The sequence below is a fragment of the Rhizobium ecuadorense genome (assembly GCF_001187535.1).
Lineage (GTDB): Bacteria > Pseudomonadota > Alphaproteobacteria > Rhizobiales > Rhizobiaceae > Rhizobium > Rhizobium ecuadorense.
Genome location: NZ_LFIO01001078.1, coordinates 71,012 through 90,497 on the forward strand (window position 1 = coordinate 71,012; position 19,486 = coordinate 90,497).

Annotated in this window: 19 protein-coding genes, 1 tRNA gene and 1 pseudogene; 4 read left to right on the forward strand and 17 right to left on the reverse strand. The window is 60.7% G+C overall.

All coding sequences use genetic code 11. The features are described from left to right. Positions 1 to 5: 5 nt before the first annotated feature. The 3 genes from AF337_RS21850 to AF337_RS21860 are packed head-to-tail and all read right to left on the reverse strand — an operon-like array spanning position 6 to position 933. Positions 6 to 326, reverse strand: coding sequence for a hypothetical protein (locus AF337_RS21850; RefSeq protein ID WP_049733779.1), 321 nt, complete (start codon positions 324 to 326; stop codon positions 6 to 8). Positions 327 to 351: 25 nt separating this feature from the next. Next, positions 352 to 618 carry a hypothetical protein gene (locus AF337_RS21855; protein ID WP_049733780.1) on the reverse strand — a complete coding sequence of 89 codons (267 nt, stop codon included), beginning with the start codon at positions 616 to 618 and terminating at the stop codon, positions 352 to 354. Positions 619 to 624: 6 nt separating this feature from the next. Beyond that, positions 625 to 933, reverse strand: coding sequence for a hypothetical protein (locus AF337_RS21860; RefSeq protein ID WP_049733781.1), 309 nt, complete (start codon positions 931 to 933; stop codon positions 625 to 627). 118 nt (positions 934 to 1,051) lie between these two features. Between AF337_RS21860 and AF337_RS21865 the strand changes: the two genes are divergently transcribed. After that, positions 1,052 to 1,579, forward strand: coding sequence for a YegJ family protein (locus AF337_RS21865; RefSeq protein ID WP_049733782.1), 528 nt, complete (start codon positions 1,052 to 1,054; stop codon positions 1,577 to 1,579). A gap of 106 nt (positions 1,580 to 1,685) precedes the next feature. On the opposite strand, the gene AF337_RS21870 is transcribed toward AF337_RS21865, so the two are convergent. From AF337_RS21870 to AF337_RS21905, 7 genes are all read right to left on the reverse strand, one after another. Beyond that, positions 1,686 to 3,053: a peptidoglycan L,D-endopeptidase MepK gene (locus tag AF337_RS21870; RefSeq protein WP_049733783.1), complete on the reverse strand. Its 1,368-nt coding sequence runs from the start codon at positions 3,051 to 3,053 to the stop codon at positions 1,686 to 1,688. Positions 3,054 to 3,353: 300 nt separating this feature from the next. Further along, positions 3,354 to 5,180, reverse strand: a complete 1,827-nt coding sequence (locus AF337_RS21875; RefSeq protein ID WP_244471294.1) for a tetratricopeptide repeat protein — start codon at positions 5,178 to 5,180, stop codon at positions 3,354 to 3,356. Between the two features lie 527 nt (positions 5,181 to 5,707). Beyond that, positions 5,708 to 6,472, reverse strand: a complete 765-nt coding sequence (locus AF337_RS21885) for an SDR family NAD(P)-dependent oxidoreductase (protein WP_049733785.1) — start codon at positions 6,470 to 6,472, stop codon at positions 5,708 to 5,710. Between the two features lie 40 nt (positions 6,473 to 6,512). Then, the gene (locus AF337_RS21890) at positions 6,513 to 7,268 is read right to left on the reverse strand and encodes an NADPH-dependent F420 reductase (RefSeq protein ID WP_225881125.1); all 756 of its coding nucleotides are present in this window, start codon (positions 7,266 to 7,268) and stop codon (positions 6,513 to 6,515) included. A gap of 96 nt (positions 7,269 to 7,364) precedes the next feature. After that, positions 7,365 to 8,258, reverse strand: coding sequence for a LysR family transcriptional regulator (locus tag AF337_RS21895; protein WP_049733787.1), 894 nt, complete (start codon positions 8,256 to 8,258; stop codon positions 7,365 to 7,367). A 66-nt stretch (positions 8,259 to 8,324) separates the two neighbouring features. Beyond that, complete coding sequence (locus AF337_RS21900; RefSeq protein ID WP_049733788.1) at positions 8,325 to 9,128, reverse strand: NADPH-dependent F420 reductase; 804 nt, start codon at positions 9,126 to 9,128, stop codon at positions 8,325 to 8,327. A 177-nt stretch (positions 9,129 to 9,305) separates the two neighbouring features. Beyond that, positions 9,306 to 10,187 (reverse strand): LysR family transcriptional regulator, encoded by an 882-nt coding sequence (locus tag AF337_RS21905; protein ID WP_244471295.1) that lies wholly within the window; start codon positions 10,185 to 10,187, stop codon positions 9,306 to 9,308. Between the two features lie 125 nt (positions 10,188 to 10,312). On the opposite strand from AF337_RS21905, the pseudogene AF337_RS46530 reads away from it, so the two are divergent. Then, positions 10,313 to 10,471: pseudogene (locus AF337_RS46530) on the forward strand (IS481 family transposase); the annotation flags it as partial. 44 nt (positions 10,472 to 10,515) lie between these two features. Here the strand turns inward: AF337_RS46530 and AF337_RS21910 are convergent. The 4 genes from AF337_RS21910 to xylF all read right to left on the reverse strand — a co-directional run bounded on the left by AF337_RS21910 (position 10,516) and on the right by xylF (position 14,210). Next, a tRNA-Arg gene (locus AF337_RS21910) sits at positions 10,516 to 10,592 on the reverse strand. 206 nt (positions 10,593 to 10,798) lie between these two features. Beyond that, complete coding sequence (locus tag AF337_RS21915) at positions 10,799 to 11,581, reverse strand: ATP-binding cassette domain-containing protein (RefSeq protein WP_007630865.1); 783 nt, start codon at positions 11,579 to 11,581, stop codon at positions 10,799 to 10,801. 14 nt (positions 11,582 to 11,595) lie between these two features. Beyond that, complete coding sequence (locus AF337_RS21920; RefSeq protein ID WP_049733790.1) at positions 11,596 to 12,909, reverse strand: sugar ABC transporter permease; 1,314 nt, start codon at positions 12,907 to 12,909, stop codon at positions 11,596 to 11,598. 260 nt (positions 12,910 to 13,169) lie between these two features. Further along, complete coding sequence (gene xylF / locus AF337_RS21925; protein WP_049733791.1) at positions 13,170 to 14,210, reverse strand: D-xylose ABC transporter substrate-binding protein; 1,041 nt, start codon at positions 14,208 to 14,210, stop codon at positions 13,170 to 13,172. Between the two features lie 291 nt (positions 14,211 to 14,501). On the opposite strand from xylF, the gene AF337_RS21930 reads away from it, so the two are divergent. Continuing rightward, positions 14,502 to 15,725 (forward strand): ROK family transcriptional regulator, encoded by a 1,224-nt coding sequence (locus tag AF337_RS21930; protein ID WP_049733792.1) that lies wholly within the window; start codon positions 14,502 to 14,504, stop codon positions 15,723 to 15,725. Between the two features lie 463 nt (positions 15,726 to 16,188). On the opposite strand, the gene iolG is transcribed toward AF337_RS21930, so the two are convergent. Further along, complete coding sequence (gene iolG, locus AF337_RS21935; protein WP_049733793.1) at positions 16,189 to 17,181, reverse strand: inositol 2-dehydrogenase; 993 nt, start codon at positions 17,179 to 17,181, stop codon at positions 16,189 to 16,191. A 196-nt stretch (positions 17,182 to 17,377) separates the two neighbouring features. Between iolG and AF337_RS21940 the strand changes: the two genes are divergently transcribed. Beyond that, complete coding sequence (locus AF337_RS21940; protein WP_049733794.1) at positions 17,378 to 17,659, forward strand: hypothetical protein; 282 nt, start codon at positions 17,378 to 17,380, stop codon at positions 17,657 to 17,659. Between the two features lie 123 nt (positions 17,660 to 17,782). Here AF337_RS21940 and AF337_RS21945 read toward each other — a convergent pair whose 3' ends face one another. Together AF337_RS21945 and AF337_RS21950 are read right to left on the reverse strand one after the other, a co-directional pair. Beyond that, the gene (locus AF337_RS21945; protein ID WP_049733795.1) at positions 17,783 to 18,664 is read right to left on the reverse strand and encodes a Hint domain-containing protein; all 882 of its coding nucleotides are present in this window, start codon (positions 18,662 to 18,664) and stop codon (positions 17,783 to 17,785) included. A 302-nt stretch (positions 18,665 to 18,966) separates the two neighbouring features. Then, a complete protein-coding gene (locus AF337_RS21950) occupies positions 18,967 to 19,428 on the reverse strand; it encodes a hypothetical protein (protein WP_049733796.1) in 462 nt (153 codons plus the stop codon). Positions 19,429 to 19,486: the final 58 nt, after the last annotated feature.

Here is a 19,486-nt window from a genome sequence, read left to right on the forward strand (position 1 = left end):
TGCCCTCAGGGGCGCGCATCCTCAAAGCCATCCAACTCGGGGCATCCCCTGATGTTGGCGAAGCCGATCTCGCGCCGGTCGCCCGATTGATCCAGACCTCTGAGCACGATGACATTGTCATCCTGCTGTATGATCTCGCTGCGATAGATGCCAGCCCGCAGCGCCCGGTTTCTTGCCTGGCTGATGTTGCATTGGCCGGGCCGGGGCGTGACGTGCCAGTATCGCGTGCCTTGGCCATCCGTCTGCCATCCGCCAGAGGCGGCGGATCCCGGCACGCCGGATAGCAGGATGGCACACAATACTATCAAGCTGCCCACCAGTTTCATGTGACCTCCGTCAGCCGTCGACGTTTCAGGGCTCGTCGCCACTCTGCTTGCCCCGGTTGCAACGGATAACCAGGCCCTTGGCGTCACGACAGTAGATCATGCGCGCTAACACGGTGCTAACGCGGCTCCAGCATCCGGCCCAAGGCCGCGAAACCCAGGTTTCAAGATAACGCTGCCAGCGGCTTTCATCCTCGGCATGCTCGCGGATCGCGCGTTCCGCTTTATCGGCATAGGAACGCAATACGCTTTCGGCGAAATCGGCAAGGGATGTGCCTTGCCTCTTGGCGAGCACGCCGCGCTATGGACGGCAATCGAGACAAAGTTTGATAATCCCCGCCAGAGCCAAAACCGTGAAGAGCAACATAAAAGAGGTTGCCACCACGGAAAAAGGCATGGCGATCAGGAACTTCGATTTCGGCGTCGCCAACAGGCGATCATCACCCCCACCACCGGACCAGGATATTTTAGGGCCGAAATCCTGGCTGAAATCATAACCGTTTTTGCGGTAGAAGATGATCGACCGGATGCACCAATACCAGCTGTAGGCGCAAAAACCGCCTGCCGCGCAGAACATCACCCACAGTTCAACCCACTCGTCAGTAACCATCCCACTCTCCCCAACATCGGAAGGCTAGCAGCGGCGGCGCAGGTGCATCAAGCCGATATTGAAGATCAACCAGAGATAGCTATGTTGCGTCACATAGTAACAATCTTGGACCCATCGAATGTTGCGCAACGTCATTTCAGTCTTCTCGATGCTTGGCCTATCCGTTCTGATCATTCCCAGCGAACGCGCTCTGGCCACCGACAACGTCCAGTTGATCGCGCCCGGCGATCCGGCCATGGCCAAAGCCCATGAGAAATCCAAAAGCGAGTTGGACGGCTTCCTCGAGAAACTGGGCAACCCACCGGCCGGAACCGAAAATTACAGCATCAAGCTCGGTTTCACGGACAAGGCCAAAGGTGTGGCGCTGACCACTGACCAGATGGCGCCGAATGTGGAATTCATGTGGGTCTATCAGATCAATGCATCAAGTGACCATTTCACCGCTCTTCTCAGCGATACGCCTGAGTACATCCACAACATCAAGCCCGATGATCGCGTCGAATTCGAGAAGTCGGATATCTTCGACTGGATGTATACCGAGAATGGGAAAGTGAAGGGAAACTACACCGCATGCCCGCTGCTGCTGGCCGGCCCGAAAGAACAGTTGGACCAATATCGCGAAATCTACGGCATCGTCTGCGACTGACCGCAAGGTCGCTCGCATGCTCCCGATCACCATGATCTCGATAATATCGATGGGGTTGGGGCGCCTGCTTTTGTCTCAGGCGCAGCGCACAGGCTGACGTTCGAGGTCAGCCCTCCGGGGGCGAAACCGCAAACCGGCTGGCATCGAACGGGCCTCTGGCGGCGACCGGGATGGCATCCTCACTCGACGTCGCGACATTCGCTTCACGATGAACCGCGCGGGGCGAGATACGCGGCGCGCTCAACCCGATCGCCTCGCCGGGAGAATGCAGCGCCCATTTCATCAGCGCCGCGTCGGACGTCGATCCGAGGAAATTTGCTTCTTCCCAGGAAGCGGTCATCGGCAGCGAGGCGATCATATCAGCGCCCTGCCTGGAGGCCTCCGGTGCCACAATGCGGGGATGGAAGCGGGCGTGATCAGGCAATGCCGGCGTCTGCCTCTCCGGCAGTGCGGCAATCGGGCCGATCGATGCCGTCTCCAGTTCGTCGTCCACATCCGCGTCGTGCGCAAGGGCGGCCGGCCGCATCGCCGGTATTGGAATCGGCAAGGACGAAAGATCCGGAGCGGCGCCTTTGTCATCCCGCTCGGCCGCGCCGGTCTGCAGCGCGAGCGCATTCAATGCCCGGCTTTTCGGCGTCGGCAGAAGCGCCGTCACGAGCTTGCCGTCCGTGGTGCCGCGGCTCGACCTGGTCGAGACCACCATCTCTTCGTCTTCTCCAGCGGTGCTGGCAATCTGGATCGCGGTGGGGCTGACGCGTTTCTTGTAATTCGCAACCGCCTGATTGTATCCCGGCAGCGGCCGGCCATCAGCCGGAAGATGCATCGTCTGCCCATTCGGGAATATGCGCGCGAGTTCCTGCCGCGACATGCGCGGCCAGGCTCGGACATTGCCAACGTCGAGATGCACGAAGGGCGATCCGGAGGTCGGATAATATCCGACACCGCCGACCTGCATCTGCATGGCAAGTGCCCGCAGCGTCGCAAGCTTCACGCCGGGAACGTAGAAATCCATCGCCTTACCCAGCATGTGCTGGCTCTTCTTGGCGACACCGGTGCTGCGCGAGCGGTTGCGCAGCATGTTGTTGGTGGTGGGCGATCGATAGGCGGAGACGATGTGGATGTAATCCTTGCCGCCGCTGCGCTTGTACACTTCCCAGACCAGGTCGAGCAACCGGGGATCCATCCGGGTCGGCTCGTTCCTTCGCCAGTCGCGCAGGAACCGGTTGATCTGGGCAAGGCCCTTGGCATCGAACTTTCCGTCGCGCTTATAGGTAATCGTCGCCTTCTCGCCCGTATGGGTAAAGAACAGCTTCAGGGCACGATCTTCCGCCGAGGCAAAGGATGCGGAACCGACAAGTGCCGGCAGCGCCAACAGAGCCGGCAGAATGGTCTGCGCTGCGAAGCGCTCCGCACGCGACAGGAGCGTGGCAATTCCGCCTGACAAACCTTGCAGTGAATACTTCAACACGAACAAACCCGTCTCACACCGAACACGCGACGACGGGCGGGAATTCCGGCTCCATCGGGCTCAGTAAAGCCAGCTTATGGTCAATAAATTGCTAACGAGGGGATGTGGAAGCTCGGTGAGTTGAGGATGCGGGCTGTTCGAGGCGCTATCGCGGCCTGTGCCGCGAGTCGGACGTCGCGCCCACCAGTTCAGATTCTTGCAGGTGCAAGCCTATCGATCCAATCTGGAGATCGAAGGTCAGACGGTAACGGGCCCCTTTCCAAGAAGCTTTGGCCGATTGCCATTGGACGCGCGTCGACTGCTGCATCAGCGGGACGCAATCAGTTTCAACAGCTCCTGCTGTTTCTTATATGCATCGGGGATGTTTCCGTTGGCGAGGGAGTTGGTGCAGTCGTCCAAGGCCTTTTTATAATCCCCCAGCTCCATATAGGCATAGCACCTGTTGTTGAATGCTACGGCGACGTCATCTTTCCCAGCCGCCTTGAGATCATACAGGTAGTCGTACTTATTCAGCACGTTGAGGGCTGCGTTATTGTCGTTTTGACCGAAATAGAGCATCGACAGGTCAATTGCGGCCGATACTCGCCAGTTACTCTTCGATTCCGCGACGACGCTTAGCTCCCTGATCGCGTTGTCGTCGTCCTGTAGTTCCCGATAAGCGGCTCCACGCCAATATCGAGCGCTCAGTCCATTTTCCTGATCATCGACAATATCCGCGCATTCATCGACTGCAGCATCATATTTTTTCAGCCAGTAACTGTCGTAGCACACCCAAAGTTGGGCCTCGGCACTACCCCCGAGAGCAACCGCCTCGCGCGCCACGTCGGCGGAGTCGGCGTAGCGCCTCTGTTTGGCGTAGACCTTCGCAAGTTGCGCCTTGATCTCCGCTGTTGCGGCGTCTTGCTCCGAGGTCGAGGGGAATTTGGTGAGTGGAAGGTCGCGCAACGCCTCCTGGTACTTCGTAAGCGCATTGTCGAGATTGCCTTGCCGAAGCCAGGTTTCTGCAACCAGGCTATCGATCATGTAGTGATTCCGGGATTTGCCGTCTTCGATAAGACGGGTATCGCTATCATATGCATTGGCTGCAGCCTGCAGTGTCGGCCCGACATAGATTTCGGACCCTGCTGTGTCGATCATAGAGGAAATGAGCTTCTGTACGGCCTTCGTGGCGATATAGTCGTTCTTCTTTCCTATGGCGGCTAACGCTTCGATGAGCCTGCTCTCGCGCTCGACAGTTGCATTGGCCTTCATGAACTCACGAACACAGTCAGAAAGCCGCTGATAGTCGCTGTTCTCACTATTATCCCGGCATTGCGTCGACGCCGTGCTTAAGAGGTAGCGATAAACGTCGACATCCAAAAGCTTGGTCGCCATGCCGTCGGGATCCGTAGACCGAAAATGGTCGACGAAGCGGAACATGGTGTCGATGTTCCCTCCCCATTTCGGCTGCAGGGTCGAGAGCACGAGATCATAGGGAGGAAAGAACGCTGGAAACTTGGAAACACTATCTTGAAGAGCCAGGCCCATCTCGTCCGAATAGCCGTAGCCACGGAGGATCTCCAGACGGAGCGACTGAAGAAAAGGTTCACTACCATCAAGCTGAAGCGCTCGAATGACATCCGCCTCGCCATTTCGCATCGCATCCATGAAGGCCTGCATCTCGTCTTCGCTAACAGTATTGACGTATCCATGGCCGCGCCGGAGCCAACCCACGTCGTGGTAGAACTTTGCGCGAACCAAATGAGCGGGCATGCTGTCGGGGCTCTTCTCGACCCACGCGTTCAGTTGCCTCCCGAAGCTCGGATCAGTCGGATCAACAAGAGCATCGAGGAACTTGGTGACAGGATCTGTGTTCGGGCTCGGCAAGTGCCCCAACTTGAGTATATTTTCCGTCACTCTTTGCGCAGTTCCAAAATCCGAACTTAGGATTGCGGTTCGAACGATTTTTGCGCTTTCATATGGGCGGCCCCTCTTATTTTGTGGATCGAAGGCGAGCGAAACGCTCCGGCGCAGATTCCAGGAAGCAAAGGCGCTCTCCACTCCAACCATGGATTTGGGCTGAAATCTGATCGCAGCGGTGAGGCCGATCAAGAGTGCGAGCATTGCGGACAGTATGATTGAACGACGGGTCACGGTGGTCAGTCCCTGGCAAAACTGATTGCGAAGATCCCGCGCAGCTTACAAACACAATTCTAAGGAGATTTTTCAGATATTGATGCAATTTTAGGGGCTTTTTGAGCCATGAAGAAAAATGCGCGAGCCAACTCATCGAGACTCCCTGTCATCGTCATCATCGCCCATTCCCTCCGCCATCTGCTGCCGAACAAACGCCTCGGCTTCGTCCTCGTTTCTGCCCAGATGGTCGAACTGAAGTGGCCCTCGTTGTCGTTGTCGTCACTCCAGCGGATCAGGAGCGAGTATATCTTCAGATCTTCATCGTGTTGTAGCACTAGGTCTCTTCTGGCTGATGTGACTGGCGAAGATCTTCCGCCGATCGGTTGAATTCGAGAATCGAGGCAGAGCAACTTGACCGAAAGAGGGGGAGGGCGCTCCCTATGACGAGTCGAGCGACCTCGGTTTGTCTGGCAACCTAGAGCGAGGGCAGCGGCAAATCCGCCGCCGCCCCTGTTGGGGCCGTGTACTGATTTCAGCGAAGTTGGTTATAGCTTGTAGCCACCGCTGGCTTCGATCACCTGGGCGGTAACCCACCGACCTGCGTCGGAGGCCAGAAACGCGACGACGGCGGAGACATCGGAGGTTTCGCCAAAGCGGCTCAGAGCCGTATCCGCCTCGATCGCTTTCACCATCTCCGCGTTCTCACGGACGACCGCATTCATGTCCGTGCGAATCCAGCCGGGCGCGACCGCGTTCACCGTGATCCGGCGCGGTCCGAGTTCCGCTGCGAGCGCATGCGTGAAGTTGTTGATGGCGGCCTTGACCATCGAATAGATGGGGACCACCGCCATAGGGCGAGCGCCCGCGGCAGAGGACACGTTGATAATGCGACCGCCGTCGACAAGCCGCTTCAACGCCGCCTGCACGACAAAGAACGGCGCACGCGCATGGACGGCGACCATGGCATCCCAGCTTTGCGGCGTGGCGTCTGAGAGCCCGCCCCATCCGGAATTGCCAGCGTTGTTGACCAGGATATCGAGAGCGGTGCCGCCGCTTCGTTCTGCGAGTTCGCGATCAAGGTGCTCGAACAGGGACGGGATTGCTTCCGCATCGGCCAGATCTGCATGAAGTGCGAACGCGCTGCCACCGGCTTTCACGATCGTCTTGACCGCCTCCTCGGCACCTGACTTGCTGGCTTTGTACGTGAGGGCGACGGTCGCGCCTTGGCTTGCAAGACATTCGGCGATCGCCCGGCCGATGCCTCGCGATCCTCCGGTCACGAGCGCGGTCTTTCCCTTGAGTGTCTGCATGTGATGTTCCTTCGTTTTCGAAATGAGCTGGGGGCTTCCGTCAGGCGACGCGTTCGCGCGCGATGGGGCCGGGCGCCGCTTCGATGACCGTCATGGCCAACCGGATGAGATCGGCATCGCCGTTGAATTCGTTGTCTGCGATCTTATGCAGGAGTACGGCGACCTGTTCGATCTGGCGGGCGGCTTTGAGAGGCCCTGCATTGACGGGCCTGAACCCTGCGTCGGTGATTAGGGTACGGGTTACCTGTCCGGCCGCAGAATCGTCGCATGCATAGAAGACGGCCGGTCCGACAGGCGCCTTCGACCATGCGGCCGCTTCGAGGACCGGGGCGGCGAGAAGGTTAAAGCCCTTAACGATCCGTGCCTTCGGCAAACGCTGCTGCAGGTTCTCGGAAGTCGAACTGTCGCGCATGAATTCAACGTCATGGAAGTGCACGAAGTCCGAGGTGACGCCGAGCGGGTTCATCGTTTCGATGACGACCTTGCCATCGAGGGCGTCGCCAACTTCTGCGACGATTGCCTCGACTCGCGGCCAGTAGACCGAGAACAGGATGACCTCGCCGAATTCGGCGGCCTCCCGGATGGTGCCAAGGCGCGCCCTGCTGCCCAACTCGGCCAAAAGCGGGGCGAGTTTCCGATCCTCGCCGTCCTTCGCAATCATGAGGTCGTGGCCTGCGGCTGCCCAAGCACGCGCAAGGCGTCCGCCGACGTTGCCTGCATTCAATATTCCGATTTTCATCTGAGTTCCTTTGACTTCAAGCGTTGACGCTGGGGTGCGTGCGTCGGCTTGAGACATAAGGATGCCCATCGAAGCGGATTAGACGCCGGGAGCACCTCAATCTGTTGCTTCGACAAGCAACAATCGGGGCGGGCGCACTCGAGCAGGCGGCGTTCAGTCGTGGCCGAACGCTTCCCGGCACAGGTCGACGAAGCTTCTTACTTTCGGATCCATGTATCGCGTTGACGCGAAGACCGCATGGACGGGCATGGGCGCGCCTGCCCAGTTGGGGAGCAGGCGAACCAGCGTGCCTTGGTCAGCGTCGTGATCTGCCATGAAGCGAGGGAGGTGCGCGATGCCGAGCCCGGATAGAGCCAAGTTCCTGGCCGCGACGATGTTGTCGAGCGCGCACCGGGGCGCGCGGAATATGTGTTCGGTCGTCTCGCCGTTGACGAGGGTCCAGCTCGGACGGCCCTTCGACGATTTCATGATGAGGTCGTGCTCGTTCAGATCACCGACGTCCCACACCGGGGCGGACCGCTGAAGATATTCCGGGCTTGCGTATAGGCCGTAGGTGATCTCCCCAAGCTTGCGCGCGGAAAGATCCGAGTCCGGCAGGGTGCCAAGACGGATGGCGACGTCAATGCCCTCGTGAATGATGTCGACGAACCGGATCGAGTAGACCGTCTCAACAGTGACCTTCGACCATTGCTTCAGGTAGGCGGCGATCCAGCGGTCGACGCGAGTGGTTCCGAATTCGGGAGTTGCCGTGATCTTCAGGCGGCCCTGCGGTTCCTGATGCTGGTTGGCCACGGCGGCCTCGGCCGCTTCGGCAGCCGCAAGGATCGATGACGCGCGCTCGAAATAGTCCCTGCCGACCTCGGTTACGCTGAGGCGCCTCGTCGAACGGTTGAGCAACCGCGCGCCGAGTTTCTCCTCCATTCGTTGGACGATCCGGCTCACCCGCGCCTTGTCTGTCTCAAGCCGTTGCGCCGCAGCGGTGAAGGATTCGTTCGCCACGACAGTGACGAAGACTTTCATCTCCGAGAAGCCGATTGTCGCCGTCATGCGGGGATCTCCGAAAGACATCACCTCGGGAATGTGAAGGGCGCCCGAAAACAGGCGCCCTAATCCTTACTTCTTGATCGTATCTCCGCTCGCGAGTTCAAGGAACAACGCGACATGTACCGGCGGCATGGATTCGAGCGTCCCGCCGATCGGCGAGGGACGTTCGGCAGTTTCGATGAGCTTCCGCGCCTCAGATGGCGACAGTGGTTCGCCTGGCTGTTTGTAGGCCTTCTTCGCCTCCTCTTCCGTCAGGCCCTCAGGAATTTCCGGCGTGTAGGGCGTGAAGTAGATCGACGTATTGGGTTCGATCCGCCAGCTATCGGCGAGGGACCCCGCATCGACGACGTCGTAGCCGATGTTTTCAATGAAGCGAGTGACGGCATCCTTCGCGGATACATCGTCTCCTGCGATGGGGAGAGTGGTCCGGCGGGAATCGCCCTTTGGCCGAGCGTTGCCTTCCATGTGGATCCATCCGAGATTGTGGATGCCCTTGACCACCTTGGCGTTCCGAAGATGCCGCTGTACGAGTTCGCTGGACGTCAGCTCGCCGTTATCCAGATCGGCTCTGCGAAACTCTCCCAGGCCGGGATAGTAGTTGGTCTGGTCGAGCACGATCTTTCCCGCGAGCTTCTCCGTCGGCAGGGCCTCGAATGTCGCCAACGGGATCGCGATCGAGACAATATCCGCGCTCTCGATTGCTTCCTCCACAGTGCTGGCGCGGGCGAGTGGGCCCAACTCCTGTACGAGTCCGACGAGTGTTTCCGGCCCGCGGGAATTGCTGATCACGACGTGGTATCCAGCGGCGACAGCCAAACGAGCGACTGCCTTGCCTACTAGGCCGGAGCCGATGATTCCAATTATCTGCGTCATTTGCGATTTCTCTCTCTGAACGACGGGAAGCCCGCCAACATGTCGTGGTACCTGCGGGAACGCCTTGCTTGGGTTCCGTTCCGCGGCACGACTGGAGATGCGGATTTGTTCAAAGAGATAACAGTGCGAGAGGGAGCAACTGACTGTTGTCCCTGATGGCGACAATCAAACGCGATCTCAATTTGTGAGGGATATGTCGGCTCTAAACCGCTCGCGGCAGAGATCGATGAAGCCCCGCACCTTGGGATCCATATATCGAGTGGAGGCGAAGACGGCATGGACGGGAACTGTGCTGCGTGCCCAGCTCGGCAGGACCACCGTCAATGCGCCCTTTGCCACATGCGGACCCGCAAGATACCGCGGAAGCTGGACGATCCCCAAACCCGACAGTGCGAGGTTTCGCGCCGTGATCGTATTGTTGACCACGCAGCGTGGCGTCCGGGTGATCTTTTCGATTTGATCGCCATTCACCAGGCTCCAGGAAGGGCGGCCACGAGGAACGTGCATTATCAGATCGTGATCGGCGAGGTCTTCCACGTCGCGGAGGTCCGGCCGATTTCGCAGATACTCCGACGAAGCATACAGGCCATAGGACAGCTCGCCCAACTTCCGCGCTGAAAGGCCTGAATCCTGCAGAGTTCCAATGCGGATGGCGACGTCGAAGCTCTCGTGCACGAGATCGATGATCCGGTTCGTGTATTCCGTTTCCACCGACACCTTCGACCAGCGCCGGAGGAAATCGGCGATCCAGGCGTCGACCTGGGTAGTCCCGAATTCCACACCAGCGGTCACTTTCAACCGTCCTTGCGGTTCCTGCGCCTTCTGGGCCACAGCAGCCTCGGCGGCTTCCGCGGCAGCCAGTATCGAAGAAGCCCTTTCGAAATAATCGCGGCCGACATCGGTCACGCTGACATGCCGCGTCGATCGGTTCAGGAGGCGAGCTCCGAGCTTTTCTTCCATGCGCCGAACAGTCCTGCTGACCCGTGCCTTGTCGGTGTCGAGGCGTTCCGCTGCGGCCGTAAAAGATCCCTCGGTCACGACGGCGATGAAGGCCCGCATCTCTGCGAAATCGATCGTTGTCGTCATATGCAACGCTCTGCGTAATTGTTGTCCGTTGTTTCACTGCCATGCCGGAGATGTGATGGCAACAAGGCGCTGCACAGGCCGTTGGCTCGAAGGCATTTCTGGTCTTTGCCGGCCAGGCCGTCGGCATCAAACAGGTCGAAGACCATATCCGGCTCGCAAGCTTCATGAATTACGATCTGGGATACTTCGATGACGAGACATGCAGGCTCGAACTGCTGCCAAACCCTTTCGGCGCGAAAGTGTTACCTATGTCTTAGGAATAAACCGTAACCCATGTGTCCAGAACGGACCCTGGAAGATATGGCGCACCCGACAGGATTCGAACCTGTGACCTTTGGAATCGGAATCCAACACTCTATCCAGCTGAGCTACGGGTGCATGCCGAAGGCGGTTTGAATCGCCTGTCCGATGGGTGGTTCTTAGCCTAGCTTGCGGCCGGCTTCAATCGCGAATTTCTCAGAAATACCAATGCTTGCGGTTTGCAGGGTGTTTTTATTCGTCAGCTCCCGCGCTGCGCACAAAAAACTCCGCCGGCCTTGCGGGCGGCGGAGCGGGTTGTCTGGGGGCAGGGCGCCTGGCGGCGGTCAGATCTGCATGGCGCCGGGGCCGGGGATGGCCTTGGGCGGCACCTTGCCGAGGATGATCATTCCAAGCACCTCGTCCTTGGTCACGTCCTCGGTGCGGGCGTGGCCCACCAGCTGGCCGTTCTTCATCACCGAGACGCGGTCGGCGAGGTCGAAGACGTCGTGGATGTCGTGGCTGATGAGGAAGATGCCGATGCCTTCCTTCTTCAGCTGCTTGATCAGCTCGCCCACCTGCGCCGTCTCCTGGGGGCCGAGGGCGGCCGTCGGCTCGTCCATGATCAGGATGCGGGCGTTGAAGAGGATGGCGCGGGCAATCGCCACCGATTGCCGCTGGCCGCCCGAAAGCGCCTTGACCGGCTCCTTGAAGCGCTTGAAGTTGGGGTTGAGGCGCCCCATCACTTCGCGCGCCGAAGCTTCCATCGCCACGTCGTCCAGCGTGCCCCAGCGGGTCTTCAGCTCGCGGCCGAGATAGAGGTTGGCGGCGGCGTCGACATTGTCGGCGACAGCCAGCGTCTGGTAGATCGTCTCGATGCCGTATTTCTTGGCGTCGCGCGGGTTGCGGATGTCGGCCGGCTCGCCGTTGATCAGGATATCGCCCGAGTCGCGCTTGTAGGCGCCGGAGAGGATCTTGATCAGCGTCGATTTGCCGGCGCCGTTGTGGCCGAGCAGGGCGACCACTTCGCCGGGGTAGAGATCGACCGAGGCATTGTCCACGGCGTGGATGCCGCCGAAGGAGATCGAGATGTTTTTCAGTTCCACAAGGGGAGTGCGTTGATCAGCCATGTCTAGGGCTCCTCTCACTTGGCACGGGCGCGATAGACGGTGTCGAGCCAGACCGCCACGACGAGGACAGTGCCGACGACGACGCTCTGCAGCGGTGTGTCGACATGCGCGAGAACCATGCCGGATTGCAGCGATTGCATGACCAGCGCGCCGAGCATGGCGCCGGCGATCGTGCCGGTGCCGCCCGCCAGCGACGTTCCGCCGATCACGGCTGCGGCGATGGTGTAAAGCTCGTCGAGCGTGCCCTGCGAGTTGGTGGCGGCATTGAGGCGGGCGGTGGAAATCGCCGCCGCAATGGCCGCGAGCACGCCCATCAGCGCGAAGATGCGCACTGTCACCCAGCGGGTCTTGATGCCGGCGAGCTCTGCCGCCTCGGGGTTGCCGCCGATCGCGAAGACATAGCGGCCGAAGCGCAGCCGGGTGGCGATGAAGGTCATGATGATGCCGACGACAATCGCGATCAGCACCGGCACGGCGATGCCGTAAGGAATATCCAGGCCGGTTTCGGGCCAGGGGATATTGTTGGTCTCGGCATATTTCTTGGCGATATTGATCGGCCAGTAATAGCTGTTGGCGATCGACACCGCGCCGAGGATCAGCACGCAGCTGAGGATGGCGAGGAAATATTCCGCCCAGATCGGCCGGCGCGGAAAGCCGAAGCGGCGGCGCTGCCGGCGCGAGCCGATGATGCTGGCGACGACGAACAGGCAGGCGGCGATGCCGACGATCCAGCTCCAGGTGGCGCCGATCGAGCCCTCCGCGCCGCCGCCCATGATGCGGAAGGTCTGGTCCATCGGGGCAACCGTCTGGCCGCTGGTCACAAGCCAGGTCGCACCGCGCCAGACCAGCAGGCCGCCGAGGGTGACGATGAAGGAGGGAACGTTCAGGAAGGCGATGATCATGCCCTGGAAGGCGCCGATCAGGAAGCCTGCCGCAATGCCGACCAGCAGCGTGATCGCCCAGGTGAAGGGGCTGTCGAAGCCGATATACTCAGGCAGGATCTTCGCCTGGGTCACGCCCATGATCATGCCGCAGAGGCCGAGCACGGAACCGACGGAAAGATCGATGTTGCGGGTGACGATGATCAGCACCATGCCCGTCGTCATGATCGCGATGTCGGTCGTCTGGACCGAGAGGTTCCAGAGATTGCGCGGGGTCAGGAACAGGCCGCCGGTGATGATGTGGAAACCGATCCAGATGATGATGAGCGCGCCGATCATGCCGAGCAGACGCGTGTCGATCTCGGTCGCGCGGAAGAAGCGGGTCACCGGATTGGCTTCCGCCGTTCGCGGCCCGCTAGATGCTGTTGATTTTACCATTTCGGCCATGGGTTTGCCGTTCCCCCATTATGTTTGGACGGGTGCGCCGGCGTGCCCGAAACTGTTGGCGGCGTCATCGTCTGTTCTTCAACTGACCATCGCGATGCTTCCGGAAACCGTGGCGTGGCGTCGCGACACCCTTCCGGCAGGGAATGCAGGTCCGCGATGGTGCGGCGAGGCGGAGGAACTGCATCCTTGGAGTTCGCATCCGCATCCGGCGCCGCAGCGGTCTCTCCGCTGCGGCGCCGGCAGTTCAGTCCGAAGCGTGCTTACTTGCAGGCAGCGACAGTGTCGGCCTTGACGCCCTGGCAGGCTTCAGCCTTGGAAATCCAGCCGGCGTCGATGACGACGTTGAGGTTTTCCTTGGTGATTGCCTGCGGCTTCAGGAAGACAGACTGCATTTCCACGCCCTTCGGGCCGCCCTTGAAAGCCTGGGCGCCGTCGATCTTGCTCATGTCCTTGCCGCCGGCGAGGTCGAGAGCGATTTCGGCAGCGCGGGTGCCGAGTTCGCGGCTGTCCTTCCAGACGGAAACCGTCTGCGTGCCGAGCGCGATGCGGTTCAGCGCCGCCTTGTCGCCGTCCTGGCCGGAAACCGGAACGGAGCCGGCAAGACCCTGGGCGTCGAGGGCTGCGATCGCGCCGCCGGCGGTGCCGTCGTTCGAAGCAACGACTGCGTCAACCTTGTTGTTGTTGGCGGTCAGGAACTGCTCCATGTTGCGCTGAGCATTCTCAGGCAGCCAGCCGTCCGTATAGGCTTCGCCGACATTCTTGATCTTGCCGGCGTCGATCGCGGCCTTCAGCACTTCTTCCTGGCCGGAGAACAGGAAGTCGGCATTCGGGTCTGAGGACGAGCCCTTGATGAAGACGTAGTTGCCTTCGGGCTTCGCCTTGAAGACGCCCTCGGCCTGCAGGCGGCCGACTTCCTTGTTGTCGAAGGTGATGTAGAAAGCAGCCGGATTTTCGATCAGGCGGTCGTAGCCGACAACCGGAATGCCTTCGGCAGCGGCCTTTTCGATTGCCGGGCCGATGGCGTCGGAATCCTGGGCGAGAATGATCAGTGCGTTGGCGCCCTGCGAGATCAGCGATTCGACGTCGGTCAGCTGCTTTGCGGCCGAAGACTGGGCGTCAGCGGAAATATACTTGGCGCCCTTGGCTTCGAGAGCCTTCTTGATCGCGGCTTCGTCGGTCTTCCAGCGCTCTTCCTGGAAATTCGACCAGGAAACGCCGACGACGAGATCGGCAGCCATGGCCGCGGTATGCACGGAAACGAGAATGGCCGCCCCGGCCATCAGCTTCAAGATAGACTTCATAAAATCCTCCCGAGTGAGTTGCGACCGGCCCAGCCCATGCTTCCTCCGGCCACCGCGAAAAGCTGTCCAGAAAAATTTGGATTATTTTCTCGACAGTCGAGAAATTTGATGTCAGAGATTTTTTCGGCTGTCAACACTGGGCCGTCAGCTTATTTCCCTTGCGGAACAGCGGTGGGCGATGCAGTGGAAAGTTGGGTGGGGCCAGAGCATGATGCCGAAAAGTGTGAGCGGTTTTCGGATGACATCATGCTCTAAACTATTGAATTAGATCAGGAGGAGAGGGCGGCATTCATGCTGACCAAGTCGAGCACGGAGCTGGTCCGGCAGCGAAACAGCGTGCTCGTGCTGTCCGTGCTGCGCCGCCACGGCGCGCTCGCGCATACCGAAATATCCGATTTCACCGGGCTTTCCTCGGCCACCATCTCGGCAATCACAGCCGATCTGGAACGCGCCCATATCATCGAAAAATCCGAGCAGCAGGCGGCCAGCGGCCGCGGCCGGCCGCGCGTGCTCCTGCGCCAGCGCCGCGATTGCGGCTATCTCATCGTCGTCATCATCTCCTCGGATGCGGTGCAATATTCGCTTGTGGATTATGCCGGCAAGCTGATCGATCGTTTCAGCGAGGAGCGCTCGCATGATCCCGCAGGCGCCGCCCGCTTCGTGGAAGGGGTGCGCGCCGGGCTCTCCCGCATTCTCGAGCGCTCTAGGATTTCCCAGGAAAAAGTGCTGCTGATCTCGATCAGCAGCAAGGGGCTGGTCAACTCGACCGAGCCTGTCCTCGTCTGGTCGCCGATCTTCGGCAGCGACCAGATCGATTTCGAATCAGCGCTCAGGCCGGATTGGCAGGCCAAGGTCATCCTCGACAACGAAACGCTGCTGGTCGCCGCCGCCCTCGGCGCCCGCGAAGAGATCGTCAAGGGCGCCGATTTCCGCTCGCTCGCCGCGCTCTCGCTCGGCCACAGCATCGGCCTCGGCATCGTCAGGCGTGGCGGCCAGACCGGCCAGGAAATCTCGGCGCCGAATTTCGGCCACATGCTGCACATGGCGGGTGGCGGTCTCTGCCGCTGCGGCACCCGCGGCTGCATCGAGGCCTATGCCGGCTTCTACGCCATCCTGCGCAGCGCCTTCGAAGTGCCGCTCGATACGATCCCGGCAAAATTCGTCCCCGTCACCGAACTCGACAAAATCGCCGCCAAAGCCCGCCAGGGCCACCGCACCTCCACCATCGCCTTCCGCCAGGCAGGCCTGGCGCTCGGCAACGGCCTGTCGCGCATGCTCAGCCTCACCGAAAGCATGCCCATCGCCATCACCGGCCCCGGCACCCGCTATTACGACCTGCTGCGCCAGGGCATCGAAGAAGGGCTGGGCCAGTCGCATATCGTCCGCATGGAAGGCATGCCGGAAATCCGCGTCGTCGCCGACGAACCGATCCTCGTCTTCGAAGGTCACCTCAACCGGGCGCTGTCGGTGATCGACCAGGATATTGTGGTCTCGGGGGTTCAGGGCGCGGAGTAGCGCAAAACCCCTGCGAAACCCCTCCCCACAAGGGGGCGGGGCTTAACCCGCGGCTGCCGACGGCGACCAACAGGAGAGGCCTTGCCGGCTGCTACAGTTCCATGAATTGTCACGCTGGAGGTTATCGCAAACGGCGCAGCAGGTTAGCCCCTCCCACCTGTGGGGAGGGATTGGGGAGGGGTCTTGCAAACGTTCCAAACCGCCGCACAGCTGCCCGGTTTGCGCCGACTGCCCCTCACCCTAACCCTCTCCCCGTAAACGGGGCGAGGGGGCGTGCCTTGCGCGACGTTGGCGAGGGACCGAGAGCTCGCGGCATACCTCCTTCGCCCCGTTTACGGGGAGAAGGTGCCGGCAGGCGGATGAGGGGCTGGTCTCGCCGGCTCCGCAGCGCGCCACCAAAACGCAAAACGGCCGGGCAAACACCCGGCCATCCACACCTCTCTCTCAAATCGAAAGCCGGCCGTCAGCCAACCTTGATCAGCTTGCCTTCCTTCACCGACTGCACCGCCGCATCGGCGAGCGCCAGCGCCGCCAGGCCATCGGCGCCCGAGGGCGAGATCTTCGTGCCTTTTTCGATCGCGGCGATGAAGGCGGCGATTTCGTTGGCGTAGGCTTCGGTGTAGCGGGTCATGAAGAAATCATGCAGCGGCGGGCGGGTATAGCCGTCGCCGTTTGCGACTTCGATCGAGACCGGGCGCTGGTTTTCGGCCGCGGCCATGCCCTTGGCGCCGTGCACTTCGATGCGCTGGTCGTAGCCATAGGTGGCGCGGCGGGAGTTGGAGATGACGGCCTGCTTGCCGGATTTCGTCTGCAGGATCACCGAGACGCTGTCATAGTCGCCGGCTTCGCCGATTGCCTTGTCGACGAGCACGGCAGCGGTTGCCAGCACCGAGACCGGCTCTTCGCCGAGCAGGAAGCGGGCCATGTCGAAATCATGGATCGTCATATCGCGGAAGATGCCGCCCGAGCGCTTGATGTAATCCACTGGCGGGGCGCCGGGGTCGCGCGAGGTGATCGTCACCATTTCGACATCGCCGATCTTGCCGTCGTCGATGACCTTGCGCACCGCCATGAAATGCGGGTCGAAGCGGCGGTTGAAGCCGACCATCAGCTTGGCGCCGGTTTCTTCCACCACCTTGATGCAGGCCTTGACGCGGGCGACGTCGAGATCGATCGGCTTTTCGCAGAAGATCGCCTTGCCGGCGCGGGCGAAACGCTCGATCAGGTCGGCATGGGTGTCCGTCGGTGTGCAGATGACGACCGCGTCGATATCCTTGGATGCCTCGATCGCCTCGATGGTGCGGACCTCGCAGCCATAGGCCGAGGCGATGGCCTCGGCCGCCTGCGGGAAGGCGTCGGCGACCGCGACCAGCGTCGCATTGGCGTCGCCGCTGACGGCTTTCGCATGAACCTTGCCGATGCGGCCGGCGCCGAGAAGACCAAATCTCACTGTCATAGCAACCTCCTTGAATTCGGAACAAATAAACCGAATTGCCATAAATCTGGAATTTTCATTCCATCTTCTCTGCGTCGCGTCAAGCCCGCGGCTCTTTCACATTTGCAAGATTCAAACTAAAGACAAGCGCAACAAATGCCATGGCCGGTGTGACACATGCCATGGGCATGGTGACATATGCGACCGCGGGGCCCAGATGCAACTGATTGATCCGAACCATCCGGCATACCGGCGCCTTTGGGTGCGTGTCGCCATCGTTGCCGTCTGCTTCGGCTGGGCGGCGTTCGAGATTGTCGGCGGCGATCCCTTCTGGGCGGTGCTCTCGGCCGCGGCGGGCGCCTATTCCTTCTATATGCTGTTCTGGACCTTCAATCCGCAGCCGCCGGAGGCGGCGGCAGTCGTCACGGCCGATGATGCTGATGGGGGCGAGCCTCAAGGAGACGAAGAGAAGAAAGCCGAAGAGAAGAAGGCCGAATAATCGAAGCGCGCCGCGATCTTTCCGATGCGCGGCACGCTTGACGTCTTTCGTTTGATACCATCGCAAATCCGACGCGCGGCGTCGCGTGCAGCCGGCCCGATCCCGGGCCGCATTCCCGTCCTGTCAGAGTGACAGTTCCTTGGCTTGCGCGTCGATCTTTTCGCAGGCATTCCCGAATGGATCGCGCATCGGCACCAGCGGCGAAACGCCGAGCATAAGAAGCGCTTTCAGATGTGACCAGCCACCTCCCAGCAACGGCGCAAAGCATGTCATCGCGAGGCGTTCCTCGCCATAGAGACGCAGGTACTCTGCAAAATTGCTGAAGTTCTCGTGATTGCTGTTCTTCAGATGGAAGGTTTCGGCCGCAGCACCTTCGGCAAGGATAACTTCGTGCGTATCGAGCATGATGGCATAATAGTCGATCGATACGTCGGCGGCGGGAGTGACCGATGCGATCGTCGTGCCGTTCACGAGGTCCTTCACCTGGATCAGGATGCCGTTCAGGTACAGCGCATGGCCAGGCGACAGATAGAGATCGCAATGGGGGGTGTGCCCGTCCAGTGCGTGGCGGGAAACCCGGATCGGCACGACATCCTTGGGCCAGCGTGCGCCGCTCTTCTTGAAACTTTGGCGACCGACCCACTTTACCGGACGGCTGCTGCCGTCAGGAAGGGCGACGCGATCGCCGATGCGAAGATCCTCGACAGGCTTCTCACCGCAATCCGTGAGGATCGCCGTTCCCCGCAGGAAACATTGTGGGCCGCTGCCGCTGCCGCCACCACCACCGGCACTGGGGCCACCACTTCCGCCGGAGCCACCGCCCCCGCCGGAGCCACCGGAGCCGCCGCGTCCCCAAAGCCGCCCCATCGCTTTGGCCGGAGAGGTGGAAATGGCTGCGGCCAAGGTCGCCACGCCGGCGAGACGAGCACCGGCGGCTGCGGCTATACCTAGAAAATGTCTGCGCGCAGTGTTGCGTGGCAGCTTCGGATCTTCCGTAGATGGCATGTCGGCGGTCTCCTGAAAACATTTGCACCGCCCTATGTTACAACAGGTTGTATTGCATTCTATTTCCCTAAATAGCGCTACGGCCTACCGAAAAGGGCGTAGGCATGGTCCACTGGGACCCCAAAATACACTATATCAGGCACCAAAAAGCGGGAGATTTATCTGCTACCCGAAGGCGAAATAATCAATCTTGGTGCCTTGGGCACCGGTTGAAATCGCAGAAAAACAGCCCACATAGAATTCGCGAATCGCGCCGGAAACGGCCCTTTCAGGGCCTCGGAACGTTTGCCTGCGTTCGCGCTTCAGCTGTGCGGCAGGCGGCGCATCGCCTCGTCGATCAGCAGATTGGCGATCATCATGCGCCGGTTGGCATTGTCGCGGAAAGGCTCTGCGACGCCGTCGGGATGATTGGCCTTGGCAAAGGCGCGCCGCTTCTCGTTCAGCATCTGTTGGCTATCGGCGGCAACGATCGCCAGTTCCCTGGCGATCTCTTCCGGAGCGATGCGGGCGAGATGGTCCGGCATGACCGGTTCCGGCTCCGGCGGGGGAGCCGCTTTTTGAATGGGTTCCTGCCCGAAATTGTCGAAATAGCCCTGGCCGATCCGCTGCGAGGCGACCGAGACACCCTCCATGACGTCGAACGCAAAACCGGTGCCGAGACCGGCCACACGGTGGGCGGCGGGCGCTTCGGCCTCTTCAGCCGTCTCGTCCTCGGCCTTCAGCCGCTCGAGCACTGATTGAAATACCGACTGTCCGAACAGCATCCGGTTTCCTTTAAAGCATGTCGCGCAAAAGTGTGCCGCGGTTTTGCGGCAACGACAT

What these genes read in the sequence shown, in the direction of transcription:
- AF337_RS21850 (WP_049733779.1), bottom strand. Translation starts at nt 326, where the DNA reads ATGAAACTGGTGGGCAGCTTGATAGTATTGTGTGCCATCCTGCTATCC.
- AF337_RS21860 (WP_049733781.1), bottom strand. Translation starts at nt 933, where the DNA reads ATGGTTACTGACGAGTGGGTTGAACTGTGGGTGATGTTCTGCGCGGCA.
- AF337_RS21865 (WP_049733782.1), top strand. Translation starts at nt 1,052, where the DNA reads ATGTTGCGCAACGTCATTTCAGTCTTCTCGATGCTTGGCCTATCCGTT.
- AF337_RS21885 (WP_049733785.1), bottom strand. Translation starts at nt 6,472, where the DNA reads ATGCAGACACTCAAGGGAAAGACCGCGCTCGTGACCGGAGGATCGCGA.
- AF337_RS21890 (WP_225881125.1), bottom strand. Translation starts at nt 7,268, where the DNA reads ATGTCTCAAGCCGACGCACGCACCCCAGCGTCAACGCTTGAAGTCAAA.
- AF337_RS21895 (WP_049733787.1), bottom strand. Translation starts at nt 8,258, where the DNA reads ATGACGGCGACAATCGGCTTCTCGGAGATGAAAGTCTTCGTCACTGTC.
- AF337_RS21900 (WP_049733788.1), bottom strand. Translation starts at nt 9,128, where the DNA reads ATGACGCAGATAATTGGAATCATCGGCTCCGGCCTAGTAGGCAAGGCA.
- AF337_RS21905 (WP_244471295.1), bottom strand. Translation starts at nt 10,187, where the DNA reads ATGCGGGCCTTCATCGCCGTCGTGACCGAGGGATCTTTTACGGCCGCA.
- AF337_RS21915 (WP_007630865.1), bottom strand. Translation starts at nt 11,581, where the DNA reads ATGGCTGATCAACGCACTCCCCTTGTGGAACTGAAAAACATCTCGATC.
- AF337_RS21920 (WP_049733790.1), bottom strand. Translation starts at nt 12,909, where the DNA reads ATGGCCGAAATGGTAAAATCAACAGCATCTAGCGGGCCGCGAACGGCG.
- xylF (WP_049733791.1), bottom strand. Translation starts at nt 14,210, where the DNA reads ATGAAGTCTATCTTGAAGCTGATGGCCGGGGCGGCCATTCTCGTTTCC.
- AF337_RS21930 (WP_049733792.1), top strand. Translation starts at nt 14,502, where the DNA reads ATGCTGACCAAGTCGAGCACGGAGCTGGTCCGGCAGCGAAACAGCGTG.
- iolG (WP_049733793.1), bottom strand. Translation starts at nt 17,181, where the DNA reads ATGACAGTGAGATTTGGTCTTCTCGGCGCCGGCCGCATCGGCAAGGTT.
- AF337_RS21940 (WP_049733794.1), top strand. Translation starts at nt 17,378, where the DNA reads ATGCAACTGATTGATCCGAACCATCCGGCATACCGGCGCCTTTGGGTG.
- AF337_RS21945 (WP_049733795.1), bottom strand. Translation starts at nt 18,664, where the DNA reads ATGCCATCTACGGAAGATCCGAAGCTGCCACGCAACACTGCGCGCAGA.
- AF337_RS21950 (WP_049733796.1), bottom strand. Translation starts at nt 19,428, where the DNA reads ATGCTGTTCGGACAGTCGGTATTTCAATCAGTGCTCGAGCGGCTGAAG.